This is a genomic window from Variovorax sp. GW821-FHT09B05, from assembly GCF_059418265.1.
The window spans coordinates 317,491-332,242 of sequence record NZ_JBWKPN010000008.1 but is presented as its reverse complement, the minus strand read 5'-3'; the positions used below and the strand labels follow the sequence as shown (position 1 = coordinate 332,242).

Here is a 14,752-nt window from a genome sequence, read left to right as displayed (position 1 = left end):
AGTCAATCCGGCTTCTTCATCACCACCAGCTTGGGCGAGAAGTGCTGCAGCACCTCGCCGCGCTGGTTGCGCGTCTCGCAGCGCACGCGGACCATGGCGCGGCCCGGCTTGGAACGCGAGGGCACGATCTCGACGATCTCGCTGACCACGTGCAGCACGTCGCCGGGCCGCGTGGGCTGCGGCCAGCGGATCTCGTCGCCGCCCGAACCGATGATGCCGTCGGCCAGCGGGATGCCGCTGTCGACCAGCAGGCGCATGGTCACGGCCGCCGTGTGCCAGCCGCTCGCGGCCAGGCCGCCGAAGAAGGTGCGCTTGGCGGCCTCCTCGTCGGTGTGGAAGGGCTGCGGGTCGAACTGCAGCGCGAAGGCCTTGATCTTCTCGGCGTCGAGCGTGTACTCGCCGCTGGTGAAGCGGTCGCCCACGGCGAGGTCGTCGAGGTAGAGCTTGGCGCGGGTGGTGGTGTCGGTCATGGTGCGTTCCTCCTTCGCTGGTGGCACGGCGGCATTGTCGCCACCGTGCCGCGTCGTGTCGCGTGGACGCTCAGACGCGCTCGAGGATGGTCGCGATGCCTTGCCCGCCGCCGATGCACTGCGTGGCCAGCGCATAGCGGCCGTTCTCGCGCGCCAGCAGCGAGGCCGCCTTGCCCGTGATGCGCGCGCCGGTCGCGCCCAGCGGATGGCCGATAGCGAGGCCGCCGCCGTCGAGGTTGACCGTGGCCGGGTCGAGCCCGAGGTCGCGGATGCAGGCCAGCGCCTGCGAGGAGAAGGCCTCGTTGATCTCGACCACGTCGAGGTCGGCCACCGTCAGGCCGGCGCGCGCCAGCGCCTTGCGCGTGGCGGGGATCGGGCCGATGCCCATGATGGCCGGGTCGACGCCCACGGTGGCGAAGGACTTGATGCGCGCCAGCGCCTTCAGGCCATGGCGCGCGGCGAAGGCATCGCTGGTCACCAGCACCGCGGCCGCGCCATCGGTCAGCGGCGACGAGGTGCCGGCCGTCACCACGCCATCGGGACGGAAGGCCGGCTTGAGGTTGGCCAGCGCCTCGGCCGAGGTGGTGGGACGGATGCAGCCATCGGCCTCGACCAGTTCGCCCGAGGCCAGGCGCACCGGCACGATCTCGCCGGCCAGGCGGCCCTGCTCGCGCGCGGCCGCGGCCTTGCGGTGCGACTCGACCGCCAGCGCCTCCTGGTCGGCGCGGCTCACGTTCCAGCGCTGCGCCACGTTCTCGGCGGTCTCGCCCATCGAGATGTAGGCGTCGGTGTCGGCCAGCAGCTCCGGGCTCGGCGAGAAATTGAAGCCGCCCTGCGGCACCATGCTCATCGACTCGACGCCCACGCAGAGGAAGGCCTCGCCCATGCCGGCCTCGATCTGCGCGGCCGCGATGTGCACCGCCTGCATCGACGAGCCGCAGAAGCGGTTGACGGTCATCCCACCCACCTCGTGCGGCAGGCCGGCCAGCAGGCCGACGATGCGCGCGAGGTTGTTGCCCTGCGAGGCCTCGGGATAGGCGCAGCCCAGGACGATGTCCTCGAGCAGCGCGGGATCGAGGTCGGTGCGCTGCAGCAGGCCCCGGACCACGCCGGCGGCCAGCGTGTCGGGACGCACCTCGGCCAGCGCGCCCTTCTTCGCGAAATGGAACGGCGAACGGGCATAGGCGGAAATGACGGCTTTCATGATGTGCTCCTAAAAACTACCATCCAATCGGTAGGCTGACAGGTCAAAAAAGAGGCACGCGGGGCGTGCCTTCGGGTGGATGCCGGGGCGTCAGACGGGCAGCGAACTCCTCAGTTGCGCGACCGCGTCGTCGAAATCCTCCACGCGGCCGGTCATGCGCGCCGCGATCAGCGCGCCCTGGCAGACCGCGAACACATAGGCCGCGAGCGCCGCGGGGCCCGCGCTGCCGGCGCCCTGGGCGCGCTCGGACACCAGCGCGCCGAGCACGCCGGTCAGCCACAGCACCTGCATCTGGCGCAGCTCCTGCACCGTGCGGCGCAGCTCGTCGTTGATGCAGTCCCAGCCCGGCGCCAGCGCGCCCGCGGGACAGACCGCCGAGCCGGCGCGCAGGCCGTTGCGGTACATGCGGAAATAGGCGTCGAGCGACTCGCGCGGCGTGCGGGCCTTGGCCTCGTCCCAGCGGCGGAAGCCCTGGATCGCGTCGCGCAGCACGGCCACGCCCAGCGCCTCCTTGGACGGGAAGTGGTGGTAAAGGCTGGCCTTGCGCACGCCGACCGCGTCGGCCACGTCCTGGAAGCTGAAGCCCAGGTAGGAGCGCGTGGCGATGAGCTCGCGCGCCGCGCCCAGGATCTGGTCGCGCGTGCTGCCGGTGGCGAGGGCTGCTGAGGAAACGCTGGGCATGGCTACCTACTATAAGGTAGGGAAATCGGAGTGGCTATCGCGCGGGCGACAAGCCCGCGCGGCCGGCGGGGTTCTCAGTCGGCCTTGATGCCGGCCGCCTTCACGATCCTGCCATTGCTCTCGAACTCGCTGGCGATCTCTTTCGCGAAGTCGGCCGCGGGGCCGCCCGTGGGCACGTTGTCGGTGGCCGTGAGCTTGGCGCGCAGCTCGGGGCTGGCCAGCGCCTTGTTGATCTCGGCGTTGTAGCGCGCGAGCAGCGCCGGCGGCGTGGCGGCCGGCGCGAACACGCCGAACAGCGAGTTGATGTTGGCCGCCTTGTAGCCCAGCTCGCCCAGCGTGGGCACCTGCGGCAGGCTCTCGAGCCGCGCCGGCGCGCCCACCGCGAGCGGCCGCAGCTTGCCCGACTGGATGTGCGCGCCCAGCGTGGGGCTGGCGTTGGTCGAGAGGATCTCGAACTGCCCGCCCAGCGCATCGTTGAGCTGCTGGCCGCCGCCCTTGTAGGGCACGTGCGTGATGTCGACGTTGGCGGCCGAGCGCAGCTGCTCGAGCACGATGTGGCCGAGCGAGGCCGGCCCCGAGGTGGCCCAGCGCACCGCGCCCGGATGGGCCCTGGCGTCGTCGAGCAGCGCGCGGAAGTCCTTCGCCTTGCTCGCGGGTGTGGCGATCAGCAGCACCGGCGAATACATCACGCTGGCCACCGGCGCCACGTCCTTCAGCGGATCGAAGGGCAGCTTGCCCAGGTGCGGGCTCAGCACCAGCGGGCTGATGGCCGAGAAGCCCAGGGTCGCGCCGTCGGGCGCGGCCTTGGCCACCGCGTCCATGCCGATCGCACCGCTGGCGCCCGCGCGGTTCTCGACCACCACGGTGGTGCCGAGCTGCGTCGCGAGCCGGTCGCCGAGCGCGCGCGCGACCACGTCGCTGACGCCGCCGGCCGGATAGGCCACGATCAGCCGCAGGGTCTTGGGCACGGCCGGGGTCTGGGCCGCCGCGGCGCCGCAGAGGAAGGCGCCGGCCGCGGCCAGCGAGGCGAGCACCGCGGTGCGGCGCGTCGGGGAGAAGAAGGAATGCATCGGGTTCGTCATGGCCCTCGAGTCTGCCTCCATCAATCGAGCTGCAGCTTGCGCTCGCGGATCAGCTTCGACCATTTCTCGTTGTCGGCCTTCACGAAGGCCGCGAACTCCACCGGGCCCAGCGAATGGACCTCGGCGCCCGCCGCGGCGAACTTGGCGCGGATCGCCGGCTGCGCGAGCGCCTTGGCGAGTTCGCCCGACAGGCGGTCCACCACCTCCTTGGGCATGCCCGCCGGTCCCACCAGGCCCTGGAAGCCCACCGACTCCATGCCCGCGAGGCCCAGTTCCTTCACGGTAGGCACGTCGGGCAGCTGCGGATCGCGCTGCGGCCCGGTCACGGCCAGCGCCTTGAGCTTGCCGCCCTTCACCTGCGGCAGCAGCACGCTGCCCGCGTCGATCAGGATCTGCGTCTGCCCGCCGATCAGGTCCTGCACCGCGGGCGCGCTGCCCTTGTAGGGCACGTGCGTCATGTCCAGGCCCGTGACCTGGTTCATCAGCTCGCCGTTGAGGTGCGTCGAGGTGCCGTTGCCGCCCGAGGCGAAGTTGACCTTGCCGGGCTGGCCCTTGGCCCAGGCCACGAAGGCCTTGAGGTCCTTGGCCGGATGGTCGGGCCGCGTCACCGCGATGTAGCTGCCCTGGCTGATCTGGCCGATGTAGGTGAACTGCTTGATGGGGTCGTAGGGCGGCTTGCTCTGCAGGTACGGCGCGATCGCGAACGGCCCGGTGTTGGCCAGCAGCAGCGTGTAGCCGTCGGCCGGCTGGCGCGTGAGCTCGGTGGCCGCGATCATGCCGCTCGCGCCGGGCTTGTAGTCGACCACCAGCTGCTGCTTGAGCGCCTCCTGCAGCGGCACCTGCACCGTGCGCGCCGCGAAGTCGATGCCGCCGCCGGGCGGGTAGCCGACGATCAGGCGGATGGGCTTGGCGGAGGGGTAGCCCTGGGCCAGGGCCGGGGCAACGGTGGCGGCGGTCGCGGCCAGCGCGAGGCCGGCGAGGAAGACGCGGTGGATCCTCATGTCGATGTCTCTCGTGTTCGAAAGCCGCCGATTCTGCGGCAAGCCGCGAGCGACCCGGGATTCGCCGCGCCCCGCCTGCTCAGGCGGTGTCCTGCGCGATCGCGCCGCCGATGAAGTTGCGCCCGCGCGCGCCGCTCAGCGCCTGCAGCAGCATCCGCCGCGCCTCGTCCTCGCCCACGCCGTAGTCGGCGAAGCGGGTCTTCACGCCCAGCGATTCGATGAAGGCCGCGAGCCGGCGCGGCGCCTCCGCGAGCGGCAGGCCCAGCGCCTGCGCCAGCACCGCGTCGCGGTCGGCGCGCCGGCCGATCGCGCGCTCGAGCACCAGCGGCAGCGGGAACGAACAGGCGATGCCGTGCGGCAGGCCGTAGCGCAGCGTCATCTCATAGGAGATCGAGTGCGCCAGCGCGGTCTTGGTGTTGGAGAAGGCCATGCCCGCTTTCAGCGCGGCCAGCGCCATGCGCCCGCGCAGCGCCACGTCGTCGAGCCGCCCCATCAGCTGCGGCAGCACCTCGAGCGTGTCGCGCACCGCGGCCACCGCGAAGGTGTCCGACACCGGGTTGGCATTCACGTTCCAGATCGACTCGAGCGCATGCGAGAGCGCATCGAGCCCGCTCTGCAAGGTGACCGCCGCGGGCAACGACAGCATCAGCTCGGGATCGATCAGCGCATGGCGCGGCCAGGTCTGCGCCAGGTGCAGCGAATACTTGCGCTGCCGGCCGCGGTCCCAGATCGTGGCCCAGGGCGTGACCTCGCTGCCGGTGCCCGCGGTGGTCGGCACGGCGATCAGCATCTTGGCGTGCACCGGCACGAAGGCCCGCTCGCCGGCCAGGCCGGCCACCAGGTCGTCGAAGCGCGCGCCCTCGCCCGCCACCATCAGCGCCTTCGCGGTGTCGATGGCGCTGCCGCCGCCGACCGCTACGATCGCCTCCACCTGCGGATGCGCGCGCCAGAACTGCGCGTAGGTCGCGGCCAGCTCGGCCACGTCGGGGTTGGGCCGCACGTTGTCGATCACGCAGGCCAGCGCATCGCCGAGCACCGCCTCGAGCCGGCCCAGCAGGCCGATCGCGCGGGCCTCCTGGAAGGTCACCAGCGCGGCGCGGCGGCCCGCGAGCAGCTTCGGCAGGGACGACAGGGCCCCGGCCCCGTACGTGCTCTGCACGGGGTTGAAGTAGTGGAAGGTCATGGTCGGGGTCGGTCGTCGGCGCGCGGCCTCAGGAACGGCTGCCCTGCTGGATCCAGGCGCGCAGCCGGGTCGAGAGGTAGTCGGCGGTCATCACCATGACCACGATGACCAGGATGCAGGTCGCCGTGTCCTGGTACTGGAACAGCTTCATGCTGCCCACCAGCTCGAAGCCGATGCCGCCCGCGCCCACCATGCCCAGCACGGTGGCCTGGCGCAGGTTGGTCTCGAAGCGGTAGACGATGACGCCGATCCATGCCGTCACGACCTGCGGGATCACGCCGAAGACGATGGTCTGGATCGGGCCCGCGCCCGTGGAGCGCAGCGCCTCGATCGGCCCCTGGTCGATCTCCTCGATCGACTCGGCGAAGAACTTGCCGAGCATGCCCGCGCCATGCAGCGCCAGCGCCAGCACGCCGGGAAAGGGCCCGAGGCCGACGGCCGCCACGAAGATCAGCGCGAGGATGATCTCGTTGATGCCGCGCGTGATGTTGAGCACCTGCCGCATCGCATGGAACACCGCCGGATTGGGCGAGATGTTGCGCGCCGCGAAGAAGCACAGCGGCACCGCGAGCACCACCGCCAGCAGCGTGCCCCAGAGCGCGATCTGCACCGTCTCGATGGCGGGCTTCACCAGCTTGCCCATGAACTCCCAGTTGGGCGGCAGCATGCGGCCGAGGAAGTCGGCGATCCAGGGCATGCCCTTGGCGAGTTCGCCGAAGCTCACCTGCGCGCCGATCGCGGCCCACCAGAGCACGCCGAGCCCGGCCGCCGCGGCGACCAGGTACTTCCACCAGCCGGGGTTGCCGCCGCTGCGGGCGATCAACAGGTTTTAGCGTCCGATCGCGATCATGGCTGCTCCAGGGCGAGTTGCTGGACCGGCGGCAGCGCCGGCGCGTGCGCCGCGGCCACGGCCGCGTCTTCCTTCGGTTCCCCGGGGTCGGGCTCGAGGCCGCCCGGATAGATGCGCTGCAGCACCTCGTCGGTCAGCTCATCGGGCCGGCCCTCGAACACCACGCGTCCGCCCGCCACGCCGATCACGCGCTGCGCGAACTCGCGCGCGTAGTCGACCTGGTGCAGGTTGCAGATCACGGTGATGCCATCCTCGCGGCTGGCCTGCCGCAGGTAGTTCAGCACCTTGCGCGAGGTCTTCGGATCGAGGCTGGCCACCGGTTCGTCGGCCAGGATCACCTTGGGCCGTTGCGCCAGCGCCCGCGCGATGCCCACGCGCTGCTTCTGGCCGCCCGAGAGCGTGTCGGTGCGCAGGTCGGCCTTGTGGTCGAGCTCGACGCGGCGCAGGCATTCGCGCGCGATCGCGATGTCGCGCGCCGGAAAGACCTGGAACCACGAGGCCAGCGCCGGCATCGAGCCCAGGCGTCCGGTCAGCACGTTCTTCAGCACCGACAGGCGCGGCACCACGTTGTAGTGCTGGAAGATCATCGCCACGTCGCGGCGTACGCGGCGCAGCCCCGCGCGATCGCGCCGCACGGGCGCGCCGTCCACGCGTACCTCGCCCTGCGTGGGCTCGGCGAGCTGGTTGATGCAGCGAAGCAGGGTGGACTTGCCGGCGCCCGAGGCACCGAGGATGACGACGAACTCGCCCTTGCCGACCGCGAGGTCGACCTGGTGGAGCGCGGTGAAGTCGCCGTAGCGCTTGCAAAGGCCGCGGATCTCGATCATTTCATCTTCCCCAGGTCGAGCTTCAGGATCTTGGCCGTGTCGCGGATCACGTTGTAGGCCGCGTCGTTGGTGGGATGGAAGCCGTTGAGCAGGCCCTGGTCGGACCAGGGGATGTCCCTCACCTGCAGGAAGGCCGCCTGCACGCGCTGCTTGAGATCGGCGCCGAGGTCCTTGCGCCAGACCGTGGGCGACTCGGGGATCGGCTCCGAGCGCCAGACCTCGACCAGGTCCTCGCGCTTGACCAGCCCCTTCGCCACCGCGGCATCGAGGATGCGGTCGGCGATGGCGGCCGCGTCGACCTTGCGGTTCTGCACTGCGATCGCGCTCGAGTCGTGCGAGCCCGAGAAGATCACGCGGCCGAAGTCCTTGTCGGGATCGAAGCCGGCCTTCATCAGCCCGGCCTTGGGGAACAGGTGGCCCGAGGTGGAGCTGGGGTCGACGAAGGCGAAGGTGCGGCCCTTGAGGTCCTTCACGCTCTTGATGCCGCTGTCCTTGTGGGCCACCACCTGGCTGTAATAGAAGGTGCGGCCGGCCTTCTTGGTCTCGGCGACCGCGAAGGCCTCGATGTCGGCCACCGTGGTGCCCAGCACGTACGAGAACGGGCCGAGGTAGGCCACGTCGAGCCGCTTCGAGCGCAGCGCCTCGATCACGCCGTTGTAGTCGGCCGCCACGAAGGGCTTGACCGGCATGCCGAGGCCCTGGGCCAGCATGTCCATCATGCGCTGGCTGTTGGCGATCATCGCGCGCGAATCCTCGGAAGGAATCAGCCCGACCGTGAGCGCCTGCTGCGCCCTCGCCGGTGGAAGGAAGGCCGCGCCCACGCCGGCGGCAGCTCCGAACAGCAAGCTTCTGCGTTTCATCATCTGTGTCTCCAGTCTTCTGCGGTTCCGGTCCCCCGCGCCGCCGTCATGGCGGCCCGGGGATTCGTGGCGTTCCGGTCGTCTTTTGGGTGCCGACCTGGAGCGCCTGGCGGCGAGTACATCACCGGCCCATTCATCGATCCAATTCAAATTTTTTCGTCGATGTATTCAATGAACCTATAGTCGGATTCATCGAGAATTCCGCTTTTTCCGGAGCCACCGCATGCGCCTGACCCAGCTTCGTTCCTTCTTCGCGGTGGCCCGCGAAGGCAGCTTCACGCGCGCCGCCGAGAGCCTGCACGTGAGCCAGCCCACCATCACGACGCAGGTGCGCTTTCTCGAGGAGGCCTACAAGGTCGAGCTGTTCCACCGCCGCGGCCGGCGCGTGCAGCTCACGGTGATGGGCGAGCAGCTGATGCAGCTCGCGCAGCAGATCTTCAGCCTCGAGGCCGACGCCGTGAACCTGCTGGGCGACGCGGGCGAGCTGCGCACCGGCCACCTGCGCGTGGCGGCCGTGGGGCCCTACCACGTGACGAAGATGCTGGTCGACTTCAACCAGCGCTATCCCGGCATCAAGGTGACGGTGAGCACCGGCAACTCGCAGGACGTGCTGAACCAGTTGCTCGACTACAGCGCCGACGTGGGCGTGCTCGCGCAGATGGTGCGCGACGAGCGCTTCCTCTCCGTGCCCTTCATGAAGCAGCCAGTGGTGGTCTTCGTGCCCTCCTCGCACCGCTTCGCGCGCCGCCGCGCGATCCGGCTGGCCGAGCTCGAGGGCGAGCGGCTGATCATGCGCGAGCAGGGCTCGACCACGCGCAAGGCGCTCGAGCTCGCGCTCGACAAGGCGCGCATCCGGACCGACGTGGTGATGGAGATCGGCAGCCGCGAGGTGATCCGCGAAGCCGTGCTGCAGGGCCTGGGCATCGCCGCGGTGTCGGAGGTCGAGTACGTGCCCGCGCCCGACCTGCACCGCGTGGCGATCAGCGACACCGAGATCTTCACCTCGGCCCACGCGCTGTGCCTGGCCGAGCGGCGCGACATGCGCATGGTCAGCGCCTTCTTCGACACCCTCTCGCCCGCGCTCTCCGCCGCGCCCGAGGGCCGGCGGCGCAGGAGCCACTGAGCGCGGGGCTCAGCCGCGCGGGTGGTGCTGCGCGTGCAGCTGCTTGAGCCGCTCGCGCGCCACGTGGGTGTAGATGGTGGTGGTCGAGATGTCGGCATGGCCCAGCAGCATCTGTACCGCGCGCAGGTCGGCGCCATGGTTCAGCAGGTGGGTCGCGAAGGCATGGCGCAGCGTGTGCGGCGACAGCGGCACGTGGATGCCGGCCGCGGCCGCCTGCTTCTTCACGATGACCCAGAACATCACGCGCGTCATGCCCGCGCCGCGCGCGGTCACGAACAGGTCGGGCGTCTGCTGGCCGTCGAGGATCACGGGGCGCGACTCGTCGATGTAGCGCTCGATCCAGCGCCGCGCCTCGCCGCCGAAGGGCACGAGGCGCTCCTTGCTGCCCTTGCCGAGCACGCGCAGCACGCCGTCGTTGAGGCTGATGTCGATCACCTTGAGCGACACCAGCTCGCTCACGCGCAGCCCGCTCGCATACATCAGCTCGAGCATCGCGCGATCGCGCAGGCCCAGCGGCGTGTCGACGTCGGGCGCGCCCAGCAGGTCGTCGACCTGCTTCTCCGACAGCAGCTTGATCGCGCGCGGCATCTGGCGCGCCGGCATCAGCCGCAGGCTGGGGTCGGCCACGATGCGGCGCTCGCGCAGCGCCCAGCGGTAGTAGCGCTTGAACACCGTGAGCCGCCGGTTGGCCGAGGTGGCCTTGCCCTTGGCCGACAGCCGCACGCCCATGTAGGCCTGCAGGTCGGCCTCCTGCGCCGCGCCGAGCGTCATGCCGCCGCGTTGCTGGTCGAGCCAGTGCGCGAACAGCGCGAGGTCGCGCCGGTAGGCGGCGAGCGTGTTCTTCGACAGGCCGTCCTCGAGCCAGAGGGCGTCGATGAATTCGTCGATGTCGGGGGTGGGTGCGGCGGCGGCCTCGGTCATGGGTGGGCAAGATAGCAAAAAGCGCGGCCCCCGCGCCGAGCCTGGGCGACAACCATGGCGATGGCCATGAAAAAAGGCCGTTCCCCTCTGCAGGGAACGGCCCCTTCGGGATCGGGCAGGCTCAGTCGAGCTTGAGCTTCTGCTTGGCCACGACGTCCTTGTAGACCTCGTACTCGGCCTTGATCTGGGCCGAGAACTGCTCGGGCGTGTTGGCCACGATCAGCGAGCCGGTGTCCTCGATGCGCTTCTTCACGGCCGGATCTTCCACCGCCTTCTTCACGCCGGCGCTGATCTTGTCGACCACTTCCTTCGGCAGGCCCTTCGGGCCGAGGATGCCGTAGTAGGCCATGCGGTTCACCGGCTCGAGGCCGACTTCCTTGAAGGTCGGCACGTTCGGCAGCGCGGCCAGGCGCTGCGGCGCCGACACCACGATCGGGATCAGGCGGCCGCTCTGGATGAAGGGCATGGCCGAGGGGATGTTGTCGAACATGATCGGCACCTGGCCGGCCACCACGTCGTTGAGCGCCGGGCCCGCGCCGCGGTAGGGGATGTGCGTGACGAAGGTGTTGGTGAGGCTCTTGTAGAGCTCCATCAGCAGGTGGCCGATGCCGCCCGTGCCCGACGAGGCGTACGAGTACTTGCCGGGGTTCTTCTTGAGTTCGGCCACGAACTCGGCGTAGTTCTTCGCCGGGAAGCTCGGGTTGACCGCGATGATGTTCGGCGTGGCCGCGATGTTGATGATCGGCGTGAAGTCGTTGATCGGGTCGTACGGCGTCTTCGGGTTGATGGCCGGGTTGGCCGCGGTGCTCGACACCGTGGCCACGCCGAGCTTGTAGCCGTCGGGCGCCGAGCGCGCCGTCTCGGCCGCGCCCACGATGCCGCCGCCGCCGGCGCGGTTGATCACCACCACCGGCTGGCCCAGCACCTTGCCCAGCGGATCTGCCACCACGCGCGCCACGATGTCCGTCGTGCCGCCCGGGGCAAAGGGAACGCTCAGTTCGACCGGCTTGTTGGGATAGCCCTGGGCGAAGGCCGGGCCCGCGACCGCGACCAGCGCGGCGGCACCGACGAAGGCACTCCATTGACGACGTTGCATCGATTACTCCTTGAACGATGGGGACGAAAATTGCGAAAGCAGCGATGCTAGCGGCTCGCCGCCGCGGCCCGGGCTGTGGAATACCCATGGTTTGGGCGGTTTATGCTCGGCGCGGTGAACTACGCGCAGCTGCTTTTCCCCGACTTCTCCCTGATCGCCATCGGCTGGCTCCTGTGCCGCTACACCGCGCTGGACCGCAAGGTCTGGGACCAGGTCGAGAGCCTCGTCTACTACTTTCTTTTTCCCACGCTGCTGTTCCATTCGATCGTGCGCAGCCCGCTCGATTTCGGTGCGACCTCGAGCCTGCTGATGGCCGGTGTGGGCGTGAGCCTGTGCGGCGTGGCGCTGGCCTATGCGCTGCCCTGGGTGCCCGGCATCGGCTCGCACCTCGATCGGCGCGACCATGCGGCGAGCGTGCAGGTCGCTTTCCGCTTCAACTCCTTCATCTGCCTCGCGATGGCCGAGCGGCTCGCGGGACCCGAAGGCCTGCTGCTGATCGCGGTGCTGATCGGGGTGTGCGTGCCGATGATGAACATCGCGGCGGTGTGGCCGATGACGCGGCATGCGCAGACCGGGTTCGCGCGGCAGCTGGTGCGCAATCCGCTGATCGTGGCGACGGTGGCGGGGTTGCTGGCGAACGTGCTGGGGTTCACGGTGCCTGGCTGGCTCACGCCGACCTTGTCGCGGATCGGGGCGGCTTCGTTGGCGCTCGGGCTGCTGGCGGCGGGGGCTGGGATGCAGTTCGCTACGCTGGGGCGGGGGAAGGTGCTGGCCGCTTCGGTGCTTTCGATTCGGCACTTCATCTTGCCGCTGGTGGCCTGGGGGCTGGCGCGGTGGTTGCGGCTGGATGCGGCGCAGGCTTCTGTGTTGATGGCTTTTTCTGCGGTTCCTACGGCTTCGAGTGCTTATGTGTTGGCGCAGAGGATGGGGTACAACGGGGCGTTTGTGGCGGGGTTGGTGACTATGTCTACGGTGTTGGGGGTGGTCAGTTTGCCGTTTGCCTTGGCGCTGCCTCGTTGAATGCTTCGACCGCTGTTTTTCTTGCATTTTTTGTTGGTCGTGCGGAGGTCGTTGGCCGGGTCTCGCCCCGGCGGGCGAGTCACTTTCTCTTGTCTCGCCAAGAGAAAGTAACCAAAGAGAAGGCGACCCCACTGTCTGTGTCCCTCCGCTTCGCTGCGGGCAACCTGCGGTGCTCGGAGAAAGCGGGGGTCCGCAGAACTCGCTCCACTTCGTTGCGCTCAGACAGCTGCGGCCCTGATCCCGCTTTCTCCTGCGCTCCTCGGCACAGCCAGAGGGGATCAGGGTCAACGCGCCGTGGCGCGTCCTTCTTTTTGGTGTTACGCCGTGGCTAGGCGCTCCTTGGCCAGCTTGGTGCCTTCTGCGAGGGCTTTGAGCTTGCGCCATGCGACGTCCCTGCCCATCGGGGCCAGGCCGCAGTTCGTGCACGGGAACAGGCGCTCCTTCGGAACGAACTGCAGGGCGCGGCCGATGGTGTCGGCCACTTCCTCGGGGGTCTCGATCGCTTCGCTGGCCACATCGATCACGCCGACCATCACGTCCTTGCCGGCCAACAGGCTCATCAGGTCGGGCGGTACGTGGGAGTGGATGCACTCCAGGCTCACCTGATCGATTCGGCTCTTGGCCAGCGCGGGGAACACCGTCTCGTACTGGCGCCATTCCTCGCCGAGGGTGCTCTTCCAGTCCGTGTTGGCCTTGATGCCGTAGCCGTAGCAGATATGCACCGCGGTCGTGCAGGTCAGGCCCTGCGCCGCGCGCTCGAGTGCCTGCACGCCCCAGTCGGCGGCATCCTTCATGTAGACATTGAAGGCGGGCTCGTCGAACTGGATGATGTCCACGCCATCGGCCTGCAGCGCCAGGGCCTCCTGGTTGAGCAACTCGGCGAAGGCGAAGGCCATCTTCACCTTGTCGCCGTAGAAGCGATCGGCCACGGTGTCGACGATGGTCATCGGGCCCGGCAGGGTGAACTTGAGCTTCTTCTTCGTGTGCGCACGCGCCAGCTGCGCCTCGAAGGCATGCACGCGGCCCTTCAGGCGCAGGGCCGAAACCACCTGCGGCACCATCGCGTCGTAGCGGTTGTCGCGGATGCCCATCTTCACCTTGTGCTCGAAGTCGATGCCCTCGACCTGCTCGAGGAAGCCGTGCACGAAGTGCTGGCGAGACTGCTCGCCGTCGCACACGATGTCCAGGCCCGCGTCTTCCTGGGCCTTGATCCACAGCAGGGTCGCGTCGGCCTTGGCTTGGCGCAGTGCATCGCCTTCGGCCGCCCATTGAGGCCAGAGCTTGTTGGTTTCAGCGAGCCAGGCTGGCTTCGGCAGGCTGCCGGCGATGGAGGTTTCGAACATCTGGAGTTTCCTTTTTTCAAGCGAAGACGGGATGGCGAGCGTACTGCGGGGCCTGTGGGGCCGCGCAGCCGCTCGATGGCATGGGGATGGGGGTCAGACAACGCAGTCGGCAACCCACTGCGCGAGAACGTTCCTGTAGGGCTTGATGAAATGCTCCTCCGCGAACTTCCCCTGCTTGACCGCCAGCTGGCTGCGTTCTTCCCGGTCATAGACGATCTGCGTCAACGAGTAATCCTGGTTCTTCAGGCTCGGGCTGTAGATTGTTCCGGCCGAGGAATTGGCGTTGTAGATCTCGGGGCGATAGATCTTCTGGAAGGTTTCCATCGTGCTGATGGTGCCGATCAGCTCGAGACTCGTGTAGTCGCCCAGCAGGTCGCCATGGAAGTAGAAAGCCAGGGGCGCCACGCCATTGGGCGGCATGAAGAAGCGAACCTGCATCCCCATCTTGGCGAAGTACTGGTCGGTCGAGGACAGTTCGTTCTGTTGGTACTCGGCACCCAGTACCGGGTGCTGGTTTCCGGTCCGCTGATAGGTCTTGCTGGTCGAGGCGCTGATGCAGATGACAGGCGGCTTGCCGAAACGCTCCTTGTAGATGCGCGAGTTGGCGAACTGCTGGAACAGCTTTCCGTGCAGGTCGCCGAAATCCTCCGGCGTGCCGAATTCAGCCCGATGGGCGTTGTATTCCGGGAGCAGCACGCTGAAGTCGTAGTCGCGCACGTAGGAAGAGAAGTTGTTCCCCGCGATGCCGTCGATGCGCTTGTTCGTCTTCTTGTCGAGGATGCAGGTCTTCAGTATCTCGATCAGCGGGAACAAGGCATTGCCGCTCTCGCCATCCAGGCTCATCTCCACGGAGATGATCTCGAGCTCGACGGCGTAGCGATCGCCCGTCGGGTTGTCCCAGTGCGCCAGGTCGTTGAAGCGGTTGTCGATCATCCTCAAGGTGTTGCGCAGGTTCTGCTGCCGGCTCGTTCCCCGGGCCAGGTTGGCAAAGTTGGTGGTGATGCGCGTGCTGTCCGATGGCTGGTAGTTCTCATCGAAGCGGATGCTCTTGAGGTTGAAGGCGAGTTCTTTGTTCATTGGGATCCGGCGAT

The 14,752-nt window shown here is 68.6% G+C and carries 15 protein-coding genes; 2 read left to right on the top strand and 13 right to left on the bottom strand.

The features are described 5' to 3' along the window. Positions 1–2: 2 nt before the first annotated feature. From AC07RM_RS22415 to phnD, 9 genes are all read right to left on the bottom strand, one after another. Complete coding sequence (locus AC07RM_RS22415; RefSeq protein WP_495335922.1) at positions 3–470, bottom strand: MaoC family dehydratase; 468 nt, start codon at positions 468–470, stop codon at positions 3–5. A gap of 70 nt (positions 471–540) precedes the next feature. Continuing rightward, positions 541–1,674, bottom strand: a complete 1,134-nt coding sequence (locus AC07RM_RS22410) for a thiolase family protein (protein WP_495335921.1) — start codon at positions 1,672–1,674, stop codon at positions 541–543. A 90-nt stretch (positions 1,675–1,764) separates the two neighbouring features. Beyond that, complete coding sequence (locus AC07RM_RS22405; RefSeq protein ID WP_495335920.1) at positions 1,765–2,355, bottom strand: TetR/AcrR family transcriptional regulator; 591 nt, start codon at positions 2,353–2,355, stop codon at positions 1,765–1,767. A gap of 74 nt (positions 2,356–2,429) precedes the next feature. Then, entirely contained in the window at positions 2,430–3,437 is a 1,008-nt protein-coding gene (locus AC07RM_RS22400; RefSeq protein WP_495335919.1) for a Bug family tripartite tricarboxylate transporter substrate binding protein, read from the bottom strand. A gap of 20 nt (positions 3,438–3,457) precedes the next feature. Further along, positions 3,458–4,438, bottom strand: coding sequence for a Bug family tripartite tricarboxylate transporter substrate binding protein (locus AC07RM_RS22395; RefSeq protein ID WP_495335918.1), 981 nt, complete (start codon positions 4,436–4,438; stop codon positions 3,458–3,460). Positions 4,439–4,517: 79 nt separating this feature from the next. Further along, positions 4,518–5,621 (bottom strand): iron-containing alcohol dehydrogenase PsrA, encoded by a 1,104-nt coding sequence (psrA, locus tag AC07RM_RS22390; RefSeq protein ID WP_495335917.1) that lies wholly within the window; start codon positions 5,619–5,621, stop codon positions 4,518–4,520. 28 nt (positions 5,622–5,649) lie between these two features. Continuing rightward, positions 5,650–6,441, bottom strand: coding sequence for a phosphonate ABC transporter, permease protein PhnE (phnE, locus tag AC07RM_RS22385; protein WP_495335970.1), 792 nt, complete (start codon positions 6,439–6,441; stop codon positions 5,650–5,652). Positions 6,442–6,467: 26 nt separating this feature from the next. Then, positions 6,468–7,298: a phosphonate ABC transporter ATP-binding protein gene (phnC, locus tag AC07RM_RS22380; protein ID WP_431509514.1), complete on the bottom strand. Its 831-nt coding sequence runs from the start codon at positions 7,296–7,298 to the stop codon at positions 6,468–6,470. Beyond that, positions 7,295–8,158 carry a phosphonate ABC transporter substrate-binding protein gene (phnD, locus tag AC07RM_RS22375; RefSeq protein WP_495335916.1) on the bottom strand — a complete coding sequence of 288 codons (864 nt, stop codon included), beginning with the start codon at positions 8,156–8,158 and terminating at the stop codon, positions 7,295–7,297. The genes phnC and phnD overlap by 4 nt, the downstream gene beginning before the upstream one ends. A 223-nt stretch (positions 8,159–8,381) precedes the next feature. On the opposite strand from phnD, the gene AC07RM_RS22370 reads away from it, so the two are divergent. Beyond that, a complete protein-coding gene (locus AC07RM_RS22370) occupies positions 8,382–9,281 on the top strand; it encodes a LysR substrate-binding domain-containing protein (RefSeq protein WP_208513310.1) in 900 nt (299 codons plus the stop codon). A gap of 9 nt (positions 9,282–9,290) precedes the next feature. Here AC07RM_RS22370 and xerD read toward each other — a convergent pair whose 3' ends face one another. After that, entirely contained in the window at positions 9,291–10,202 is a 912-nt protein-coding gene (gene xerD / locus AC07RM_RS22365) for a site-specific tyrosine recombinase XerD (protein WP_495335915.1), read from the bottom strand. A 121-nt stretch (positions 10,203–10,323) separates the two neighbouring features. Next, entirely contained in the window at positions 10,324–11,298 is a 975-nt protein-coding gene (locus tag AC07RM_RS22360; RefSeq protein ID WP_093354595.1) for a tripartite tricarboxylate transporter substrate binding protein BugE, read from the bottom strand. Positions 11,299–11,400: 102 nt separating this feature from the next. Here AC07RM_RS22360 and AC07RM_RS22355 point away from each other — a divergent pair, with 102 nt between their 5' ends. Continuing rightward, positions 11,401–12,318 carry an AEC family transporter gene (locus AC07RM_RS22355; RefSeq protein ID WP_093354593.1) on the top strand — a complete coding sequence of 306 codons (918 nt, stop codon included), beginning with the start codon at positions 11,401–11,403 and terminating at the stop codon, positions 12,316–12,318. Between the two features lie 317 nt (positions 12,319–12,635). Here the strand turns inward: AC07RM_RS22355 and AC07RM_RS22350 are convergent, their stop codons facing one another. Next, entirely contained in the window at positions 12,636–13,661 is a 1,026-nt protein-coding gene (locus tag AC07RM_RS22350; protein WP_495335914.1) for a methionine synthase, read from the bottom strand. Between the two features lie 93 nt (positions 13,662–13,754). After that, positions 13,755–14,738 (bottom strand): DUF1852 domain-containing protein, encoded by a 984-nt coding sequence (locus AC07RM_RS22345; protein ID WP_495335913.1) that lies wholly within the window; start codon positions 14,736–14,738, stop codon positions 13,755–13,757. Positions 14,739–14,752 lie beyond the last annotated feature (14 nt).